This window comes from Pseudoalteromonas rubra (assembly GCF_000967655.1).
Lineage (GTDB): Bacteria > Pseudomonadota > Gammaproteobacteria > Enterobacterales > Alteromonadaceae > Pseudoalteromonas > Pseudoalteromonas rubra_A.
Genome location: NZ_JXYA01000002.1, coordinates 35,217 through 56,067, shown reverse-complemented (window position 1 = coordinate 56,067; position 20,851 = coordinate 35,217). Strand labels below are relative to the sequence as shown.

General features: G+C 47.3%; 12 protein-coding genes. All 12 read left to right on the top strand.

What is annotated here, in order from left to right:
- The first annotated feature begins 5 nt into the window (after window positions 1–5).
- The gene (locus TW77_RS01115) at window positions 6–227 is read left to right on the top strand and encodes a DUF2835 domain-containing protein (RefSeq protein ID WP_046003131.1); all 222 of its coding nucleotides are present in this window, start codon (window positions 6–8) and stop codon (window positions 225–227) included.
- Window positions 228–463: 236 nt separating this feature from the next.
- Window positions 464–2,581 carry a DUF1302 domain-containing protein gene (locus TW77_RS01110; RefSeq protein ID WP_046003130.1) on the top strand — a complete coding sequence of 706 codons (2,118 nt, stop codon included), beginning with the start codon at window positions 464–466 and terminating at the stop codon, window positions 2,579–2,581.
- Window positions 2,582–2,592: 11 nt separating this feature from the next.
- A complete protein-coding gene (locus TW77_RS01105) occupies window positions 2,593–3,960 on the top strand; it encodes a DUF1329 domain-containing protein (protein WP_046003129.1) in 1,368 nt (455 codons plus the stop codon).
- Window positions 3,961–4,069: 109 nt separating this feature from the next.
- Window positions 4,070–5,068: a WD40/YVTN/BNR-like repeat-containing protein gene (locus tag TW77_RS01100; protein ID WP_046003128.1), complete on the top strand. Its 999-nt coding sequence runs from the start codon at window positions 4,070–4,072 to the stop codon at window positions 5,066–5,068.
- A complete protein-coding gene (locus TW77_RS01095; RefSeq protein WP_046003127.1) occupies window positions 5,068–7,398 on the top strand; it encodes an efflux RND transporter permease subunit in 2,331 nt (776 codons plus the stop codon). The genes TW77_RS01100 and TW77_RS01095 overlap by 1 nt, the downstream gene beginning before the upstream one ends.
- 202 nt (window positions 7,399–7,600) lie before the next feature.
- Window positions 7,601–12,439 (top strand): NAD-glutamate dehydrogenase, encoded by a 4,839-nt coding sequence (locus TW77_RS01090; RefSeq protein WP_046003126.1) that lies wholly within the window; start codon window positions 7,601–7,603, stop codon window positions 12,437–12,439.
- Between the two features lie 256 nt (window positions 12,440–12,695).
- Window positions 12,696–13,706, top strand: a complete 1,011-nt coding sequence (pyrD, locus tag TW77_RS01085; RefSeq protein ID WP_046003125.1) for a quinone-dependent dihydroorotate dehydrogenase — start codon at window positions 12,696–12,698, stop codon at window positions 13,704–13,706.
- Between the two features lie 245 nt (window positions 13,707–13,951).
- Entirely contained in the window at window positions 13,952–14,479 is a 528-nt protein-coding gene (locus TW77_RS01080; RefSeq protein ID WP_082078781.1) for a cell division protein ZapC domain-containing protein, read from the top strand.
- Between the two features lie 111 nt (window positions 14,480–14,590).
- Window positions 14,591–16,702: a bifunctional 23S rRNA (guanine(2069)-N(7))-methyltransferase RlmK/23S rRNA (guanine(2445)-N(2))-methyltransferase RlmL gene (gene rlmKL / locus TW77_RS01075; protein ID WP_046003124.1), complete on the top strand. Its 2,112-nt coding sequence runs from the start codon at window positions 14,591–14,593 to the stop codon at window positions 16,700–16,702.
- A complete protein-coding gene (locus TW77_RS01070) occupies window positions 16,695–16,925 on the top strand; it encodes a glutaredoxin family protein (RefSeq protein ID WP_046003123.1) in 231 nt (76 codons plus the stop codon). Before rlmKL ends, TW77_RS01070 begins: the two co-directional genes overlap by 8 nt.
- Before the next feature lies 1 nt (window position 16,926).
- Window positions 16,927–18,840, top strand: a complete 1,914-nt coding sequence (gene uup / locus TW77_RS01065; RefSeq protein WP_046003122.1) for an ATP-binding cassette ATPase Uup — start codon at window positions 16,927–16,929, stop codon at window positions 18,838–18,840.
- 11 nt (window positions 18,841–18,851) lie between these two features.
- The gene (locus TW77_RS01060) at window positions 18,852–20,573 is read left to right on the top strand and encodes a DUF3466 family protein (RefSeq protein WP_046003121.1); all 1,722 of its coding nucleotides are present in this window, start codon (window positions 18,852–18,854) and stop codon (window positions 20,571–20,573) included.
- Window positions 20,574–20,851 lie beyond the last annotated feature (278 nt).

Genomic DNA, 20,851 nt, shown 5'->3' with positions numbered 1-20,851 from the left:
ACAGAATGCAAGAGTATTACTTTTACATGGATTTGAGCCATGAACAGTGTATGGCGTATTACCACGGGCATGTCGAGTTTATTCAGGTTATCGAAGATGGCGGGAAGCGAATTCGCTTCCCGGCGCATCATATCAGACGCCATGTTTCAACTTTAGGGGTCCGAGGGCGCTTCCGTTTATTGCTTGATGAAAATAACCGCTTCGTAGCGTTGGAAAAAGTAGTTTGATGACAATTATGCGACGAGACACAACGTATTTTTGTTAAATCGGTTTGTTTTAAACTTAAATTACGTGTTATAACTACTCTGGTAGGACGTCTTACCATGAGTGAAATGCGCTCCAATGAGATAAAAATGCACCGATCAGACGCGTATTATTTGTAATTTAAAGCTATCGCTTCTATCGTTACGACAACAAAAAACAATAACTTGATAAGAATTACCCGCCAAAGGGGGGAGAAATAATGATAAAAACATCGCGCTTTGTGAAGAACAAGATAATGCTGGGCCTGAGCGCTGCATGTCTTGGTGTCGCTGGCACTGCTGCGCAAGCCGCCACGTTCCAAGTTGGTGATTTTGATGTAACCTTTGATTCCACGTTTTCTTACGGTCAGAGCATTCGTGTAGAAGACCGTGATTTTGATCACATTGGTAAAAGTAATCACCCACGTTATAACTGGACGGGTTATAACGCGTCACTTGGCAACACCATCTACTCATCATCTCAGATCTGGTCTCAGCAGGGTGCATACTCGAATAACGGTGACGCCGGCGATCTGAATTTCGATTCAGGTGACACTTTTTCTCAGTTGCTTAAAGGAACGCATGAACTTGGCATTACGAAGGACAACTATGGTTTCTTCTCTCGCTTCATGTACTTCAAAGACTTTGCAATGGAAGACGGTGATTTCGCATACACCAATCCTGTATCAGGTCAAAAAGTAGACCCTTGTGCAGACGACAAGACTAAGGAGCAAGTATGTTCAGACTTGCGCCTGTTAGATGCGTTCGTTTGGGCTGATTTTGACATCAATGATGGTAAAAACCCACTGTCAGTAAGATTGGGTCGTCAGGTTGTTAACTGGGGCGAAAGTACGCTTATCAGCCACGGGATAAACGTTAACCCGGTTGATATCGACCGCCTGAAAGCACCTGGTGCTGAACTTAAAGAAGCCTTTATCCCGGTTGGGATGTTCTGGGCCTCACTTGGCCTGACTGACAACGTGACACTGGAAGCCTTCTATCAGTACGAATGGCACGAGACTCGTCTTCCTGCGACAGGCAGCTATTTCTCTACTAATGACTTCGCGTCAGAGAATGGCTATAACCAGAACATTCAGCTTGGCTTTACCGCAAACCCGGATATTGACCTGGCACACCTGACTGAAGCGCTTAATAACCTGCATGCTAACTGGATGGGTGCGTTGGCAGCTCAGGGCCTGGACGTAACCGATCCGAACGTATTACAAAGCGAAGCGGCTGTGTCGCAGCTTACTTCGATGTATCTCGCTTACCCGACTAAAGTGGCTTTGAAAGGCAAGGGCCATAACGGTAAGAGAGAGCCTCAAGATGGCGGTCAGTTTGGTATTCGCTTGGGCATGTTTGCCCCGGAGCTTAACGATACTGAGTTTGCGTTATATTACATTAATTACCATGCGCGTCGTCCTCTGATCTCAGGTAAAGCCTCTAACTTTACCAGCGATGCTATTGCCGCTGATCTGAACTACATTCAGAACAACACGCTTAACGAAGAAAACTTCACTAACCTAAACGCATTTACACAGGGCCTGATTGAGTACCCTGAAGACATCAAGTTGTATGGCCTGAGCTTCAATACTGCCATTGGCGAAACCGCTTTCTCAGGTGAATTTGCTTATCGCGAAGATGAGCCGCTGCAAATTGACGACGTAGAATTGCTTTATGCAGGTATGTTGGAACAACTGGCGTTAGCTGGTATTCGTACTGACGTTGCGGGTCTGTCTCAGTTGAGCCAAGGTGACGACGTTGCTTATGTAAAACCGGGTGAAATCGCACAAGGTTATGTCCTGAAAGACACGATGCAGCTACAGTTTACTGCTACACATCTGTTTGGCCCTTCTTTAGGCGCAGACAGCTGGGCATTGGTCGGTGAAGTCGGTGGTGTAACCATTAAAGACATGCCAAGTTACGATGAGCTACGTTTAAACGTAGCAGGTACTGGCCGAAGCGGTACCATTGAAGGTGTTAACGGTCAAAGCTACGATCTGCTGCATATGGCAATTTCTAATGGCCCTGAAGCGAACCCGTTCCCAACGGCTTCAGCATGGGGTTATCGTTTAATTGCTAAGGGTGAATACAACAACCTGTTTGCTGGCGTGAATATGTCACCTCGCATCGTGTTCTCTCACGACGTGAATGGTATAACACCTGATCCTATGTTCTTGTTTGTCGAAGATCGTAAGTCAGTTGGTCTGACCCTGAACTTTAACTACCAAAATGCCTGGTCATTCGACTTCGGTTATAACGCATTCTGGGGTGGTGGCAAGACCAACACATTCTCAGATCGTGACTTCGTTTCATTTAATATCAAGTATTCAATCTAAGGGCTTTCAATATGTTTAGAAAACCTACTATGCTTGCTGCAACAATTATAACTATGATGGCAGCACCGGGTGCATTTGCAAAAATGACCCCAGAAGAAATTGCGCGCTTGGGCGCCGACCTGACGCCAATCGGCGCAGAAAAAGCGGGTAATGCCGACGGCAGTATCCCTGCGTGGACAGGGGGTATTACTAAGCCACCTGCGGGATATAAAGTGGGCATGCACCACCCAGACCCGTTCGCAGACGACAAAACTTTGTTCACGATTGATAAAACCAATCTGGACAAGCACAAAGATAAACTGAGCCCGGGGCAGGTTGCCTTGTTTGAAACTTACCCGGATACCTTTAAGATGCACATCTACCCAACTCGACGTAGTGCTGCCTATCCTCAGTTTGTTTACGATGCAACCAAAAAGTATGCAGCAACGGCACAGCTGATCGAAGATGGTAACGGTATCAAAGACACCGCCATTGGTATTCCTTTCCCTATTCCTAAAAATGGTTTAGAGGCAATCTGGAACCACCTGTTGCGTTATCGTGGTTTGTCTATTGCACGTTACGGCGGACAAGCAATGCCCACGGCTTCAGGGTCTTACAACATCATCGGATTCGATGAGCAACTGTTGGTAAAATACTCTGATCCAGATGCGACACCGGCTGAACTGAAAGAGTCTAACGTACTGTTCAAGTTCAAGCAGAAGGTAACGGAACCTGCACGTCTTGCGGGTACTGCTCTGTTGGTTCACGAAACCATGGACCAGATCCTGACCCCTCGTCAGGCATGGACTTACAACACGGGTCAGCGTCGTGTACGTCGTGCACCAAACGTAGCTTACGATGCACCGGGAACAGCATCAGACAGCCTGCGTACTACCGATGATTTCGATATGTTTAACGGCTCACCTAACCGTTACAACTGGACGCTTAAAGGCAAACAGGAGCTGTACATCCCTTACAACAGCTACAAGTTGCACAGTGATAAGCTAAAGTATGACGATATTCTGATGGCCGGTCATGTAAACCCTGAGCATGTTCGTTATGAAAAGCACCGTGTTTGGGTGGTTGAAGCGAATCTGAAAGAGGGCACACGCCACATTTATAAGAAGCGAGTATTCTACATCGACGAAGACAGCTGGCAGATCCACATTGCAGATTTGTATGATAACCGCGACCAGATGTATCGTGTGGCGATGGCTCATGGTCTGAACTACTATGAGGTACCTACCCACTGGAGTACGCTAGACGTGTATCATGATCTGAACTCTCGTCGTTACCTGGCTATTGGCCTGGACAACGAAGAAAGCATGTATGATTTCAGCCAGTCTTTCCAGGACAATGAGTTTACACAAAGCGCGTTACGCCGCGAGGGTAGACGATAAGCATAGTGGCCGGCTAGTGCCGGCACAGCACAACTCCTCAGGGGCTGCTTTTGTAGCCCCTGAACCTGCTCTTCCTACTCTCTCACACTAAATTTATCGAGTATTCATCATGATTAAGAAGTTAGTCGCAACCACGATTGCAGTGATGGCAATGCAAAGTGATGCAGTAGCCGCAGCTTCTGATGCATTAATGGTGGCACACCCACAGCGTACACTATTGACAGATATCAGTTACACAGGTCAGCAACTGGTTGCGGTTGGTAAGCATGGCACCATAGTAACCAGCAAAGATGGTAAAAGTTGGCAGCAAGCCACAGTGCCAGTGCAAAGTTTACTGACCGCAGTGACCTTTGCCAGCGAAAAAAAAGGCTGGGCATGTGGCCACGACGCAACAATCCTGAACACCGAAGACGGTGGTCAAAGCTGGCAGATCCAGCAACATTTACCAGATATTGAAAAACCTTGTCTTGATATTACCTTTGCCGATGAACAAACCGGCTATGCTGTCGGTGCCTACGGAATGATGTATGAAACCACTGACGGCGGCAAAAAATGGACTAAGCGGTTTATTGATGCCTTTGTTCACCCGGATGACGTCACTTATCTTGCCGAACTCAAAGAAGATGATCCGGCAGCTTATGAAGATGAAACCGCGTTTATTTTGCCTCACTTCAATGCGCTGCTGATTGATGGCTCGCAATATCTGCTGGCCGGTGAAATGGGTTTATTCGCCATCAGTGATGATGCAGGAAAGAGCTGGCGCAAGTTACCCGCATTTTATGCCGGTTCTTTGTTCTCAATTAATAAAACCGCGGATGGCAGAGTGGTTGCAGCAGGGCTACGCGGCAATGCGTTTGTTTCCAACTCGGATCTGTCTCAATTTCAGCGCCTTGCCCTCACTAAAACGGCCACGATTAACCATGTTATGAGTGTGAATGAACAGCAATATCTGTTTGCAAACAGTGGCGTTATTCACACCAGAAATGAAGCAGGTCTGTCTACCAAACAGCTTAAAAATGGCAAGTCCATCATGGCCGGTGTGTTGTTTGAAGGAAACTTGATATTGGCAACGGAACAAGGGATCCAGATAGAAGAGGCGAAACACTAATGCAGTCATTGTTAAACCAACTTGTTTACGTCGTTTTCCGGCATCGTGTTGCGATGATCTTGTTTTTCATTGTCGCAACGCTGTTTTTAGGCTTTCGCGCGACGCAGATCCAGCTTGATGCCTCTTTCAATAAAAATATTCCGCTCAACCATGAATATATGCAGGTTTACCTGAAGCATGAAAAGCAGTTTGGTGGTGCGAACAGTATTCTGATCTCTGTGTGTGATGCCGACGGAGATATTTTTAATCCTGAATTTTTTACTCAGCTGAAAGCCGTTCACGACCAGCTGTATTTTATTCCGGGGGTCAATCGCCCACTGGTTAACTCGATTTTTGCACCCAGCGCACGGTTTGTAGAGGTCGTTGAAGACGGCTTTGCCGGCGGTCCCATTATTCCGGCAAATTTCACGGCTGACGAAGCTGGTTTGGCTGTGGTAAAGCAAAACATCGAAAAAGCAAAAGTGGTTGGCCGTATGGTAGCCAGTGACTATTCGTGTGCCATGGTTACAGCTCAACTTATGGAAACGGATCCGCAAACGCAGGAAAAGCTCGATACACTGGCATTTGCTAAAAAGCTTGAAAGTGAAATTCGTGAGCCACTGAGCACAGACAAAGTATCTATTCATATTATCGGCTTTGCCAAAATGGCCGGTGATATTGCCGATGGTGCCAAAGGCGTTGTGCTATTTTTTGCGGTAGCAATTTTATTCACGTTTATCATGGTGTGGTTATTCTGTAAAAGCTTCAAGCTGACGCTTTTGCCTATCATGTGCTCTTTGATTGCCGTTGTCTGGCAAATGGGCCTGCTCACCGTACTGGGTTTTGGCTTAGATCCTATGTCGATCCTGGTGCCATTTTTGGTCTTTGCCATTGGGGTGAGCCATGGTGTGCAGATGATTAATGCGATCGGTAAAAAAGTGGCGGAAGGCGTGAGCAGTAAAGTGGCGGCAGAAGCAAGCTTTAAAGCCCTGCTAATACCGGGTGGTATTGCGCTGTTATCCGACACCGTAGGCTTCTTGACTTTACTTGCCATTGATATCGGCATTATCCGTGAGCTGGCGATCACAGCGAGTTTAGGTGTTGCTGTGATTATCTTCACTAACCTGATCTTGTTGCCAGTACTGGCTTCTTACTATAACTCCAGCAAAATTCACCGTGTTGACGATGGTAATTCTTTCAGCCACAAGCTATTCACCGCGATGCGAGAAACCTTGGTGAAAACCACGGATAAGCGTGTTGCCCGGGTGATCCTGCTGGTGAGTGCCGTTTTATTTGGGCTGGGATACTGGCAGTCGCAACATATGCAAATTGGTGATCTGCATGCAGGGGCACCAGCGCTACATGAAGATGCGCGCTACAATCAGGATACCTTCCTGATCTCAGACCGTTACGCTATTTCTTCGGATATCCTCAAAGTATTGGTGGAAGCCTATCCGGCTGCGTGTACGGAGCATGACACGATGGACAGGATCAGTCGCTTCCAGTGGCGCGTTGAGAACTTGCCCGGTGTCCAGTCTGCTGTTTCACTGAGCTCCGTTGCGCAATCTGTGAATGCGGGATACAACGAAGGCAACCTGAAGTGGCAAACCTTGCCGCGCAACAGTGCGTCACTGGTTCAGGCCACATCCCGGGTTGAAACCAGCACGGGCTTGTTAAATGGTGACTGCTCTGTGATGCCGATTATCATCTTTATGGCCGATCACAAGGCGCAAACCATAGATAATGTGGTATCGCAAATTAAGGCGTTTGCAGAAGAAGAGGGCACAGATCAGGTGCAGTTTAAACTGGCATCGGGTCCTATTGGTGTAATGGCCGCTACCAACGAATCGGTCTCCGCGGCGCAGTTGCCGATGATGATTTATGTATATGGTGCTGTGATTGTGTTGTGTCTGATTAGCTTCAGAAGTGTGCGTGCCACCATCGCCGTGGTATTGCCGCTATATATCGTCTCAACGCTGGCACAAGCGCTGATGGTAAAACTGGAAATTGGCCTGACAGTTTCGACCCTGCCAGTGATTGCGCTGGGGGTAGGTATAGGTGTGGATTATGGCATCTATATTCTGTCTTCGATGATGACCCAACTGAAACAGGGCGTGCCACTGGCCTATGCGTATCGTAATGCGCTGGCCGAGCGCGGCAGTGCGGTGCTGTTTACCGGCATCACTTTGGCCATCGGTGTCAGTACCTGGATTTTCTCCGCACTCAAATTCCAGGTCGATATGGGCATATTATTAACCTTTATGTTCCTGGTTAATATGTTGGGTGCCGTTTTATTATTACCTGCAATAGGAACCTTAATCTGGACAGACCAGAAAAAAAAGTGTGAATAAAAGTGCTTATAAATGGCCGGTTTCGGCCATTTATATCTATATTTAGTGAATATCTGACCAACCGGCTGAAAAGGCTATAATGTTTTCGTCGAAAAGGCTTTTTATTAGCGCCAGAAAGGTTAAAATTCACATGACTCCACGCTAATAAATGGCTGTACAAATAATCTACCGTTCAAAGGTGGTATAGATTAAGGAACACATAATGACACAAAATGAAGGTCCAGCATCGGTTATCCTGGATAACGTCACCAAGCTGATCCACAAAAAAGTTCATGCCGAAAACGTGTCGCTCGTTGAAACTTTTGCCAAAGCCTTGTACAGCAATATGTCTAAAGAGGACTTGGCACATCGTAACGACAGTGACTTATACGGAGCCGCATTGAGTCTTTGGAATTCTCTCGAAAAGAATGCCACTGACGACGCGGTTATTCGCGTTTTCAACCCGGAAGTAGCCAAAGATGGCTGGCAATCCTCTCACACGATCGTCGAGATCATCGCCAAAGACATGCCATTTTTGGTTGACTCGGTACGCATGGCACTGAGCCGCAAAAACATCGTGTCTCACTTACTGTTGCATAGCCCGCTTAAAATTAAGCGCGACAGCAGTAACAAGATCACTGCATTATCAAATTTAAAAGCAGAACAAGAATCATCGTCGACTAAGACAGTGTTTTTCATTGAGATCGACCGTCAGACAGATGCCAAGGCAATCAAAGCGTTTACCGAAGAACTGGAATCAGTATTGAAAGACGTGTCTGTGGCAGTTGAAGACTGGAAGCCAATCCGCGATAAGCTGGTTGCAGTCAGTAAAGAGATCCCATCACGTCACCATGACTGCTCTCAGGCAGAAGTCAATGAAGCGGTTGAGTTCCTTGAATGGCTATCTTCAGATAACTTCACTTTTATGGGCTACCGCCAGTATGATTTGGTGCCAGTACAAGGTGACCATGAGCTGCGCGCTGTACCAGACACCAGCCTGGGTTTGATGAAAAACTCCAGCCACGATGGCGGTCGTTTGCTTTCTGAGCTGCCAGAAGTGGCCCGAAAAGAAGCCCGCAGCAAAAACCTGCTGATTTTAACCAAGACTAACTCTCTGTCTCGTGTTCACCGTCCAGCCTATATTGATTATGTGGGTATCAAGCGTTTTGACGAGCAGGGCAATGTGATCGGTGAAGACCGTTTCATTGGTTTGTTCTCATCGAGCTTCTACAATAATAGTGCTGCCGATGTGCCTGTGCTCAAGAGCAAGATCCAGCGTATTATGGAGCAATGTGATTTTGCAGAAGGTACGCACGCTTATAAAGCCGTATTAAACTTGCTCGAAACCTATCCGCGCGACGAGTTAGTTCAGGCCCGTGAAGCCGAGCTACTGGAAGTTGCGACAGGCGTATTGCAAATTCAGGAACGCGACATGTGTCGTCTGTTCGTTCGCCGTGATGTATACGGGCGCTTCTTCTCTTGTATGGTATACGTACCACGGGAGCGTTATAACACGGCACTACGTCGTGAAACTCAAAAACTATTGGCAGATGCATTTAAGTCCAATGAAAAAGTTGAGTTTACGACCTTTTTCTCAGAGTCCACACTGGCGAGAACGCATTACATCGTGCGTGTGGCAGACAACAGTATTAAGTACAACGTGAAAGACATCGAAAATAACCTGGCAGAAGCCGCTCGCACTTGGGAAGATAAACTACAGTCAGCATTGCTTGGCAGCAATGGTGAAACTCGCGGTAACGAGCTAAACCGCAAGTATGCCAATGCGTTCCCACACTCATACAAAGATCAGGTTTTGCCTAGTGCCGCTGTAGTCGACATTGAGAAGCTGGAGCAACTGAGCGACGAGAAAAAGCTGGAAATGCTGTTCTATCGTCCTCAGGAAGAAGCAAACAGCGAAATCGTTCGTCTGAGCCTGTTCCACAAAGATGTGCCGATCCACCTGTCAGACGTTATGCCGATGTTGGAAAACTTTGGTCTGCGCGTGATTGGTGAAACGCCTTACGCAATCAAAACTAGCGATGGTCAGGTAAACTGGATCATGGACTTCTCCATGATGATCGACTCCAAAGGCATTGCAGATTTCGATAAAGTATCTGCACGTTTTCGCGCCGCATTGACCAACGTCTGGAACAACCGTCTGGAAAGCGATGGCTTTAACCGCATGGTATTGCTGGGTGGTATGACTGGCCGTGAAGCGTCTATTTTGCGTGCATACGCTAAATATATGCGTCAGATCGGTGTGACATTCTCGCAATCTTATATCGAGAATACCTTTGAGCACTATCCGCACATTGCAGCGCAAATCGTAGAGCTGTTTGTGAAGAAATTCTCTCCTGCGAAGAAAGCGGCACAAAAGACGCTGGACAAGCTGATTGAGAAGATCTACCTGGAGCTGGAAAACGTTGCTAACCTGGATGACGACCGCATCATTCGCATGTACGTTGATATGATCAACGCCACACTGCGTACTAACTTCTACCAAAAAGAAGCGGACGACAGCAACAAGTCTTATGTCTCGTTCAAGGTGAATCCACGTGCCATTCCTGACATGCCGTTGCCGTTGCCTGCGTACGAGATCTTTGTCTACTCTCCGCGCGTAGAAGGTGTGCATTTACGTGGTGGTAAAGTCGCGCGTGGTGGTTTACGTTGGTCTGACCGCCGTGAAGATTTCCGTACCGAAGTACTGGGCCTGGTTAAGGCACAGCAGGTTAAGAACACAGTAATCGTTCCGGTTGGTTCAAAAGGTGGATTCGTTTGTAAGCAGCTGCCTAGTGACCGTGAAGCTTTCTTCAAAGAAGGTCAGGAATGCTACAAGATGTTCATCCGTGGTTTGTTAGATATCACAGACAACATCATTCACGGTGAAATTGTGCCACCAGTTGACGTTGTGCGTCATGACGAAGACGACCCGTATCTGGTTGTTGCTGCCGACAAAGGCACCGCGACGTTCTCGGATATCGCGAACGGCATTGCTGAAGAGTACAACTTCTGGCTGGGTGATGCCTTTGCCTCAGGTGGTTCAATTGGTTATGACCACAAGAAAATGGGTATCACAGCGAAAGGTGCGTGGGAGTCGGTTAAACGTCATTTCCGTGAAATGGACATCGACTGTCAGACTACAGACTTCACCGCGGTTGCTATCGGTGACATGGGTGGTGACGTATTTGGTAATGGTATGTTGCTGTCTAAGCACATTCGCCTGCAGGCAGCCTTTAACCACATGCACATTTTCATCGACCCGAATCCGGATGCAGCAAGCTCTTATGTAGAGCGTGAACGCTTGTTTAAACTGCCTCGCTCAAGCTGGGAAGATTACAACAAAGAGCTGATCTCTGAGGGCGGTGGTGTATTCTCTCGTGCAGCTAAGTCAATTAACCTGACGGCTGAAATGAAGAAGATGCTGGGCACCAAAAAAGCCAGCATGACACCTAATGAGCTAATCAAAGCGCTGCTTAAGATGCCAGCTGATCTGCTGTGGAACGGTGGTATCGGTACTTACATTAAAGCTAAGTCTGAATCCAATGCCGATGTTGGCGATCGCGCGAACGACGGTCTGCGTATCGATGGTTCAGAGCTGGGTGCTAAGATCTTTGGTGAAGGTGGTAACCTGGGTGCAACGCAACTGGGTCGTATCGAGTTTGCCGAGAAAGGCGGACGCATTAACACCGACTTCATTGATAACGTAGGTGGTGTAGCTTGTTCGGATAACGAAGTAAACATCAAGATCCTGTTGAACGGTCTGGTAGCAGAAGGCGACCTGACTAAGAAACAGCGTGATGAACTGCTGTATGCCATGACGGATGAAGTGTCTGAGCTGGTACTGGCTGACTGTTACCGCCAGACGCATACCTTGTCTATCACTAAGTCGAAAGGTCCGGCAACACTGAAAGAGAAGATCCGCTTTATCCATGCGTTGGAGAAAGAGGGTAAACTGGACCGTACGATTGAGTTCTTACCAACGGATGAAGAGTTGGCAGAGCGCGCAGCAGCAGGGTCTGATCTGACTCGTCCTGAGCTGTCGGTTCTGGTTTCTTACTCTAAGATGGTGTTGAAAGAATCTCTGGTTGTTGATGAGATTTCAGAAAACCCGTATTACCGTCAGTTGTTAGTGAATTCATTCCCTGTGCCACTGCGTGAGCGCTTTAACGCGGCGATGGATAACCACCCACTGCGTAAAGAAATCATTGCGACGAAACTAGCTAACAACATAGTTAACGACATGGGTCTGAACTTCATGGTCCGTATGCACGAGGAAACAGGTGCAACGGAAGCCGAGATTGCGCTGTGCTACTCAATTGCCAGCGAAATCTTTGAAATGAAACAGACCTGGCAGTCAATTGCTGCGCTGGATAACCATATTCCATCAGCGGTTCAGACAGAAATGTTGTATCAGCTACGTCGCACTGTACGCCGTACAACGCGTTGGTTCCTGCGTCACCGCAACAAAGGTATGACCATTGAGCAAACCATTGCGTTCTTTGCGCCGACCTTTGCAGATCTGAGCAAAAACCTCAACAGCTACATGGTTGAAGAAGAAAGTGCACGCCTGACAGAAAAAGCCGACGCGCTTATCGCACAAGGTGTACCAGAGCAAATCGCAATGCGTATCGTGTCTCTGTCTAGCCTGTTCTCAGTCATGGACCTGGCAGAAGTAGCTGCAAGCTCTGGCCGTGCCATTGATGTAGTGTCTAACACATACTTCAAACTGGGTGCGAACATGGGGCTGCACTGGTTCCTTGACCAGATCACGGCACAACCGGTTGCCAACCACTGGCAGGCGCTGGCACGTGCCTCTTACCGTGAAGAGCTGGACTGGCAGCAACGTGCATTGTCTGAAGTTGTTCTGAACAGCTTTGAGGGCGATGACCACGATGTCGATTCACTGATCAATCAGTGGATGGAAAATCAGTCAACGTTATTGCTACGTTGGCAGCAAATGCTGGCTGAGTTCAAGACGTCGCAGAGTCATGACTTTGCCAAGTTCTCAGTGGCATTGCGTGAACTGATGTTGTTGAGTCACAACTGTGACACTTCCAAATAGAAAATAACCCGTTAAAATACCCCGGCTTTGCTGGGGTATTTTTTTATCTCAGATTTGAAAATTGACACCAAGTCGCTTCATTTAAGTAAGCCGTTTTGAGGCAAGACAATCTCGGTGATAGCCAGGCAAGAATTTTATGTTTTGTGTGGTACTAAATCAGAAGTTTTTAGCGCAGTGAGCGACGGTTTATCCTTTAAATGGTTTATGCATGAATGCTGATTGGTGTCATACGTTACTAGGAACTTAAGGAGTCTCCATGTTTTATGATTTAGCGCGTCGCTATATGTTCAGTAAAGATGCCGAGTGGGCTCATGATTTTGCGCTCGGAAATTTACGCCGCTTCGCGAACACCCCATTAAGTATGGCCTGGTCACAGTCACTTCCAAAGAAACCGGTTAATTTTCTGGGCCTGGAGTTCGACAACCCGGTGGGGTTAGCTGCGGGACTCGACAAAAATGCAGAGTGTATTGATGCATTCAGCCAGATGGGCTTTGGCTTTATTGAAGTGGGTACGGTTACACCCAGACCTCAGGCCGGTAACGACAAGCCCCGGATATTTCGCTTGCCAGAAGCCAACGCGATTATTAATCGCATGGGCTTTAATAACAAAGGGGTAGATAACCTGGTCGCAAATGTTAAAGCGGCCCGCTACAGCGGTATCCTGGGTATCAACATAGGTAAAAACAAAGATACGCCGAACGAGCAGGGTAAAGATGACTATATTCACTGCATGCGTAAAGTGTTTGAGCACGCGTCTTATATTACCGTCAATATTTCCTCGCCAAATACACCAGGATTACGTGACCTGCAATACGGTGAAGCCCTGGATGATTTACTACAGAGCCTGAAAAATGAGCAGATAGACCTGATCGAAAAACACAAAAAGTCAGTACCTATGCTGGTTAAGATTGCACCGGATGTGGATGCTGTTCAGTTGCAGCAAATTGCCGAATCACTGGTTAATAACCGCATTGATGGTGTTATTGCCACTAACACCACACTGTCGCGAGAAGCGGTCACAGGTCTTGCACACGCAGAAGAGGCGGGTGGTTTATCGGGTCGTCCTGTACGCGAAAAGTCGACACAGGTGGTGAGCGAACTGAAGCGCATGACCGAAGGTAAGCTCCCGATTATTGGTGTTGGCGGGATCGACAGCGCAGCTGCGGCAAAAGAAAAGCTTGAAGCCGGCGCCGATTTGATCCAAGTTTACACCGGTTTTATTTATGAAGGTCCTCAGTTGATCAAAAAGATCATCACGGAGATCTAACCGGTTGTTTTATAAGCTACTGAAAATAAGTGTAATTATTCTGTAACTTAAACGCCATTGAGATACATTTTGATAAAACGATCATTGTTTTGCCGCAATGATCGTTTTTTCCTTATAAAGATCATTCATATAGCGCGATGATCTAAAACAATTTGTTATTACAAAAATTTTCACACAGCGATATTTCGCGATATACTTCTGTCTAGGTCTTAGATGCATAACACATTGATATCGGGAGGTCCGTTTTGCAAGCATCCAAAGAGTGGCGGTGGATAAGATGTAGCCACAGGAACAGACTGCTTGTTGATTTGGGTGATGACCTTCAGTTATGCACGCCGTTTCGTCTCAGACAATTAACGGAAGACTCCCTGCAAAGTGTCGACTTAAGTGTCGAAGAAGCCGCTTTTTATCGTAACGTATACGATTACTTGCTCGGATTCAAAGTCTGGTCAGAGCCTCAATGTTGTCAAATCGCCCTTAATGCGACCGCGGCTAAGTTCCACTTACTCCCCGTACAAGCTAAAAGCTGGTTTTTCAAAAGCTATACGGGAGGTCAGCCTTTGGTGGATGCGGTCATCACGTTGCACTCCAAATGCCAGCCTGGTGAATTTTTGATTGTGGACCACAATCACCAGAGCTGTCTGTGTATTAATCTTACTCAGGGGTTTATGCTGGATGAAAACATTGAGCTTGAGCAATTTCAGGCCATCAAGGTTTTAAACGATCGAGTACACCCTCTGATCCAAGCACATAAGCTGACAAAAACTGCCTGATAGGGCTGCCCATCGTCTTTAATGCGCGACAATGCGCACATCCACTCTGATATCCCAGTCTGCTCCTTGCTGTGTTATACTCGCTGCAATTGAAATTATTGAGTATTTACATTGCAGTTTATCGCCTTAACGTCCATCGGAATTGAAAACCTGTTGCTTGAAGAGCTTCAGTCTCAGGGGCTGGAAGTTGTCAAACAAAGTGTTGGTTCGGTCCGCTTTACTGCGGATAGTCTGGCAGTGCAGAAATTCTGTATGACCACGCGCTTTGCAACGCGCGTCATGATGCTGATTGATGAGCACGAAAACATCAACAACAAAGATGATCTATACAAATTCGCGCGTTTTCAGGGCTGGCAGGAGTGGTTTGGTCCTAAGCAAACATTTGCGGTCGAATTCAATGGTACCAATCGAGAGCTGAAAAACACGCAGTTTTCCGGTTTAGTGATCAAAGACGCCATTGTGGATTATTTTCAGGATCTGTACGAGCAACGCCCGTCAGTCGATAAGCAAGATGCTAATGTACGCGTAATAGCTAAACTCAATAAGGAAAAAATTGCCCTTTATATCGACTATTCTGGCCCACGTCTGTCAGACAGAGGGTATCGTACCAAACAAGGCCGGGCACCTATTCGCGAAAACCTGGCAGCGGCATTGGTGCAGCGCAGTGGTTGGCTGAATGATACCTCTAAACCTTTGTTTGACCCGTGCTGTGGCTCTGGTACTTTGCTGATAGAAGCGGCCAGCATGGCGCTGAACCTGCCTGCCAATATAAACAAAGACTTTGCCTTCAAGCGCTTACCCGGGTTTCGTGATGCCAAATTTAAAGAGCTAAAAAGCGAGTTAAAACAGGCACAGCTGGATAAACCCTTGTGGATCATCGGCCAGGACATTGACGCTCAGGTGCTGGAAACCGCAATGGGCAACGCCAAACGCGCAGGGCTCGAGCAATACATCCGTTTTAGTGAGGGAGATGCCAGCCAGCTGACTTGCGTTGCCAAACGCCCGGGCACATTGCTCAGCAACCTGCCTTATGGTGAGCGTTTAGGCTCTATGGCAGAGCTAATTAGCCTTTACCGGGGTATGGGCGAGCGATTTAAAAAGCACTATAAAGACTGGTCTGTGGCCTTACTTGGTACAGATGAAGCACTATTTAAAACGCTTAAGCTGTCGTCGAAAAAGCGTTATAAATTTAAAAACGGTCCGCTCGATGTCGCTTTGTATCTTTACGATATGGATGAGCGCCAGGTGGCGCAAAACGAACAGACCGGCGCGCTGCATTTTGAACAGTCACGGGCGTTTGCCAACCGGGTTAAAAAGAACAAGCAAGCTTTAAAAAGCTGGCTCAAAAAAGAGCAGGTGCAGGCGTATCGTGTGTATGATGCCGATATTCCAGAGTATAATGTGGCGGTGGATGTCTACGGCGACAATGCCGTGGTATTTGAATACGCCGCACCGAAAGAAATCGACGAGTTAGTCGCCAACAAACGCCTTCAGGATGTTATCACGCTGACCGCAGAAACTCTGGATATCGACCCTTCAGATATTGCGGTTAAGGTGCGTAAAAAGCAAAAAGGTCAGGAACAATACAACGCACTCAGCAAGCAAAATCGGGTGCAAGTGGTTGAAGAGTTTGGCGCCAAGTTCAAAGTTAACTTGTTCGATTATCTGGACACCGGATTGTTTTTAGATCACCGCCTGGCCAGACGCTATATTCAGCAAAATGCCAAGAACAAGCGTGTACTTAACTTGTTTGCGTACACCGGCAGTGCGTCGGTCCATGCCGCACTCGGTGGCGCAAAAGCAGTGACTACCGTCGATATGTCTAAAACTTACCTGAAGTGGGCAGAAGAGAACTTCGCGTTAAACGAGTTGCGTAACCCGCGATTCAGATTTGAGCAGGCAGATTGTCTTAAGTGGCTTGAACACGCGCAAGGTCAATATGATTTGATCTTCCTTGACCCGCCAACGTTCTCTAATTCAAAACGTATGAAAGACGTATTTGATGTGCAGCGCGACCATATCCAGCTACTGGGATGGGTGAAAAAAATCCTCAGCCCGGGTGGTACCTTGTTGTTCTCTAATAATAAACGGGGCTTTAAAATGGATGAAGTTGGTCTCATGGGGCTTGGGCTCAAGGCTGAAAACGTGTCAGAGCAAACTTTGTCACCGGATTTCAAGCGCAACAAGCAAATTCACAACAGTTGGTTGATCACCCATGGCTAAGCTTACCCTTTTTTATACTGACGGCTGTCACCTTTGCGAGCAAGCTCACGAATTGGTGCTACGTTGTGTCGACAGTGACGCTGTAGTGCATCAGGATATTGTGGACGACCCTCAGCTGATGGCTGACTATCAGACGTCAATTCCCGTACTTAAGTCAACAGACAGTGCCAGAACCTTGTTCTGGCCCTTCACAGAACAAGATATAAAAGAGTTGTTAAAGTAAGATGGATTTAATCAGAATTGCAAGGGCCCAACTGGCTTTTGGTACTCATCCTTTGTTAGATCAAGCGGATGCGGTCATTGAAGCCGGAGAGCGGGTCTGTATTGTCGGGCGCAACGGTGCCGGTAAATCAACCCTGCTCAAGGTTCTCGACGGGCAAGTTCAGCTCGACGATGGTGAAATTAACCGGGTATCGGGATTGAAAGTATCGCGGCTCGAGCAAGATCCGCCAAAGGGCGCACAGGGCAGCGTATTCGATTATGTCGCCGGTGGCCTGCCAGATATTGCCCAGCTACTGATTGATTATCATCATGTCAGTGAAGCACTACAAACCGACCATTCAAGCAGTTTGCTTAGTCGCCTGGAGCGGTTATCAGCCGACATTGAAGCAAAAGATGCGTGGCGTTTCGAAAGCCGCATCAAGCTGGTACTGACCCAATTGCAACTGAGTGCCAATATGAAGCTGGAAAAACTCTCCGGTGGCTGGCTGCGTAAAGTGGCTTTAGCTAAGGCATTGGTGAGCGACCCAGACTTGTTGCTGTTGGACGAACCAACCAACCACTTGGATATGAGCAGTGTTGAGTGGCTTGAGCAGTTCCTAAAAGAGTTCAAAGGCGGGATCGTTTTTATCTCCCACGACCGGGCATTTATCCGCGGCGTTGCGACGCGTATTCTTGATTTGGATCGCGGTAAGCTTATCTCTTACCCGGGCGATTATGCTAAGTATCTGGAGCAAAAGGCACACGATCTGAAAGTTGAAGAGGCACAAAACGCCTTATTTGACAAAAAACTAGCCGAAGAAGAAGCCTGGATCCGTCAGGGGATCAAAGCACGCCGCACACGCAACGAAGGACGTGTCAGAGCGCTCAAAGCACTGCGGGTTGAGCGTAAGCAGCGTGTGGAGCAAGTCGGTAAAACTGACTTTAACATTGAGTCAGCCGATCGCTCCGGCAAGTTGGTCTTCGAGGCGCAGCATATTGGTCATGCCTTTAAAGATAAGCGCATTGTAGATGACTTCTCGACCCTGGTCATGCGTGGCGATCGGGTGGGTCTCATCGGTCCCAACGGCGTCGGTAAAACCACTTTACTGAAAATTTTATTTGGTGATATTGCGCCGGATAACGGCAAAGTGAAGCAGGGCGTAAACCTTGAAGTGGCCTATTTCGACCAGTATCGTGAAAAGCTGGATGAGGAAAAAACCGTTCAGGACAACGTTGCCGAAGGCAAGCAGGAAGTACAAATGGGGGGCCGCAGTCGCCATGTCCTCGGTTATCTGCAAGACTTCTTATTCCCGCCTGCGCGAGCGCGCACCCCGGTTAAGGCCTTGTCCGGTGGAGAGAAAAACCGTCTGTTGCTGGCCAAGCTATTCCTTAAACCGTCAAATGTATTAGTACTCGATGAGCCAACCAATGACCTGGATATCGAAACTCTGGAATTGCTCGAAGAGATCATCAACCAGTATCAGGGAACAATCCTGATAGTCAGCCACGACAGAGAGTTTATCGATAATACCTGTAACAGTGTCTGGGCATTTGAGGGCGAAGGCAAAGTGACCGAGATTGTCGGTGGTTTTAGTGATTTTGAAGCATATCGGACACAGCGCCAGGAACAGCAAAAAGCATTGGAAAAGCTCGATAAAGAGAAGCAGCAGGCGAGCGATAACAAAAAATCAGCCAATAAAAACAAATCCGGCAAGTTAAGCTACAAATTAAAGCTTGAACTGGAAACATTGCCGGGTAAAGTAGAGGCTCTGGAAAACGAGTTGGAAGAGCAGCAAAACCTGGTGAATTCACCAGAGTTTTTCAAGCAAGATCCTGAAACGACCCAAACCGCGTTGAACCATTTGGCCGACCTTGAGTCCAAGCTTGAAGCCGCGTTTGAGCGTTGGGAAGAATTAGAAGCATTACAGAATCAGTAGTAAGGATTGAAATGAAATATTCACTTATGGCCGCCAGCATTATCTTCGGCCTATCTGGTGTGGCAGTTGCCGCACCCTATAAACTCACTGAATTACCCATCAGTGACATAGGCAAGATGAACTATGTAACGGATGCCAATGAAAGCGGCGAAGCTATTGGTCGCGTTACGGGACTGTATAATCTGCCTGTCGATATTAGTTACATCGATTTTCAAGACAGCTCGATCACCAATTATTACGATACCTATAAAGCAATTCTGGAAAACAGGGATGAAACCATCACTTTTACCCTGGATGATATACAGAATGGTAATGCGCTTGCGACAGACGCAGAAGCGCATACCTTTATGCTGAGCTACTTGTCGTCTAGCACCCAAAGCGCCAGCGCTGAATTCCAAAAAATCAGTTCTGTGGCTGGGCTCGAATTCACCGGCACCAGCGTTAATCTGATTGATTTATTTGATATAGAATCGCCAGACTATGCGGGCCTGACACGCTCCGTCAGTAATGCGATGACGGCCATCGCGGCAGATGGCACTGTGGCTGGCTGGGGCTCGGCACCTTTTAAAAAGATCACGTTTACGCCTGAAGGAGAAAGTGAAGCGAAAACCTACTTCATTCGCGACTGGCATGCACGTGGCATCGTAATCTCTCCAGGTGGCAAGCGTGTTACACTGGAGCCTGAGTTCACCGAATATGGTGGCTACAGTATCGCGACAGACATTACCCTGACCGATGAAGGCAACTATCTGGTGGTGGGCCAGGCATCAGTGGGCTTGCCAGAGAACAGCCAAACAACCATCACCGATAACTGTGATGACAAAGACGAACCTGAAGCGGTCTGTATTTGGCGTCAGGGACGTGGTGTCTATGATTTGCGTGCTTACCAATGGACGCTGGATAAAGATTTCAACGTTATTGAGACAAAGAATCTGGGTATTGGCCTAGAGCGTAAAGACGATGAAGATAACCCGTTCTATAGCTCAGCGTTTGCTGTTAATAAGGCGGGGATTGCTGTTGGTAAATCCAGGATCAGAGTTGACGATAGCCTGAAAGCCTATGAAGAACCTGGCTACTATCAGAATGGTCAATTTTTCACTTTGCGCGAGCACGATGTTTTTGACCAGGCTGGTAATGCTGTCGACATCAACGACAGTAATGTGATTGCAGGATACGTAGGCAAACAATACCAGGGCTCCTTGTTTGAGGTAGCCGGGTTTTACTACGATATGAGCAACAAAACGCTTGTGGAAATACCCAGTTATTTCAGTGGCTCAGACACTTATGTCAGAGACATTAATAATGCCGGTTACATTGTTGGCCAGGGTGAGACAGAGAAAAATGTTTCTAACCCGCGCAGTGAAGCATTTATGTATAAGCTTGGCGATGAAAAGCTAACTAACATCAACGATTTGCTGCCTTGTCAAAGCGATGAATTCCCATATACAGTCGCCGAAGCCATTCGTATCACAGACGACAATACGATTTACGCAGTAGCAACCAAAACAGTTACCAAGTTGGATTCGTTTGGCAACCCGGACAAAGACTCCAACGGCAATGAAGCGTCAGAATCAGTGACTGTACCAGTCGTATTGACAAAAACGGGCAGTACAGAGCTTGAGCAGTGTGTAGCTCCGGAAACTGAGACTTATGAACGTCAGTCAGCGTCGCTGAGCTGGTTGTCTTTACTTGCACTGCCGCTGCTGTGGGTACGCCGCAGACGTCAGAAATAAACACCTTTCGGGGTATGCCTTCACTGGTATACCCCGTATCTATCACCACTCCAAATCTATCCTTTTAAAGCGCTATATCCGCCTAAGCTTCCTATCGTTATTGGTTACAGTTAGGGTAAGCTGATGTCTCACTGCACTCGTTTAGCTTTATAGCTGATTACTATCTTTTGCCTTTAATAAGTACACAAATCGAGCTCTGAGAATGGATGGCCTGGTTACAGCTTAGTCTATTTGATTGAGTGTTAATATCACCGCTTGTGTCAATCTACCTTATACAA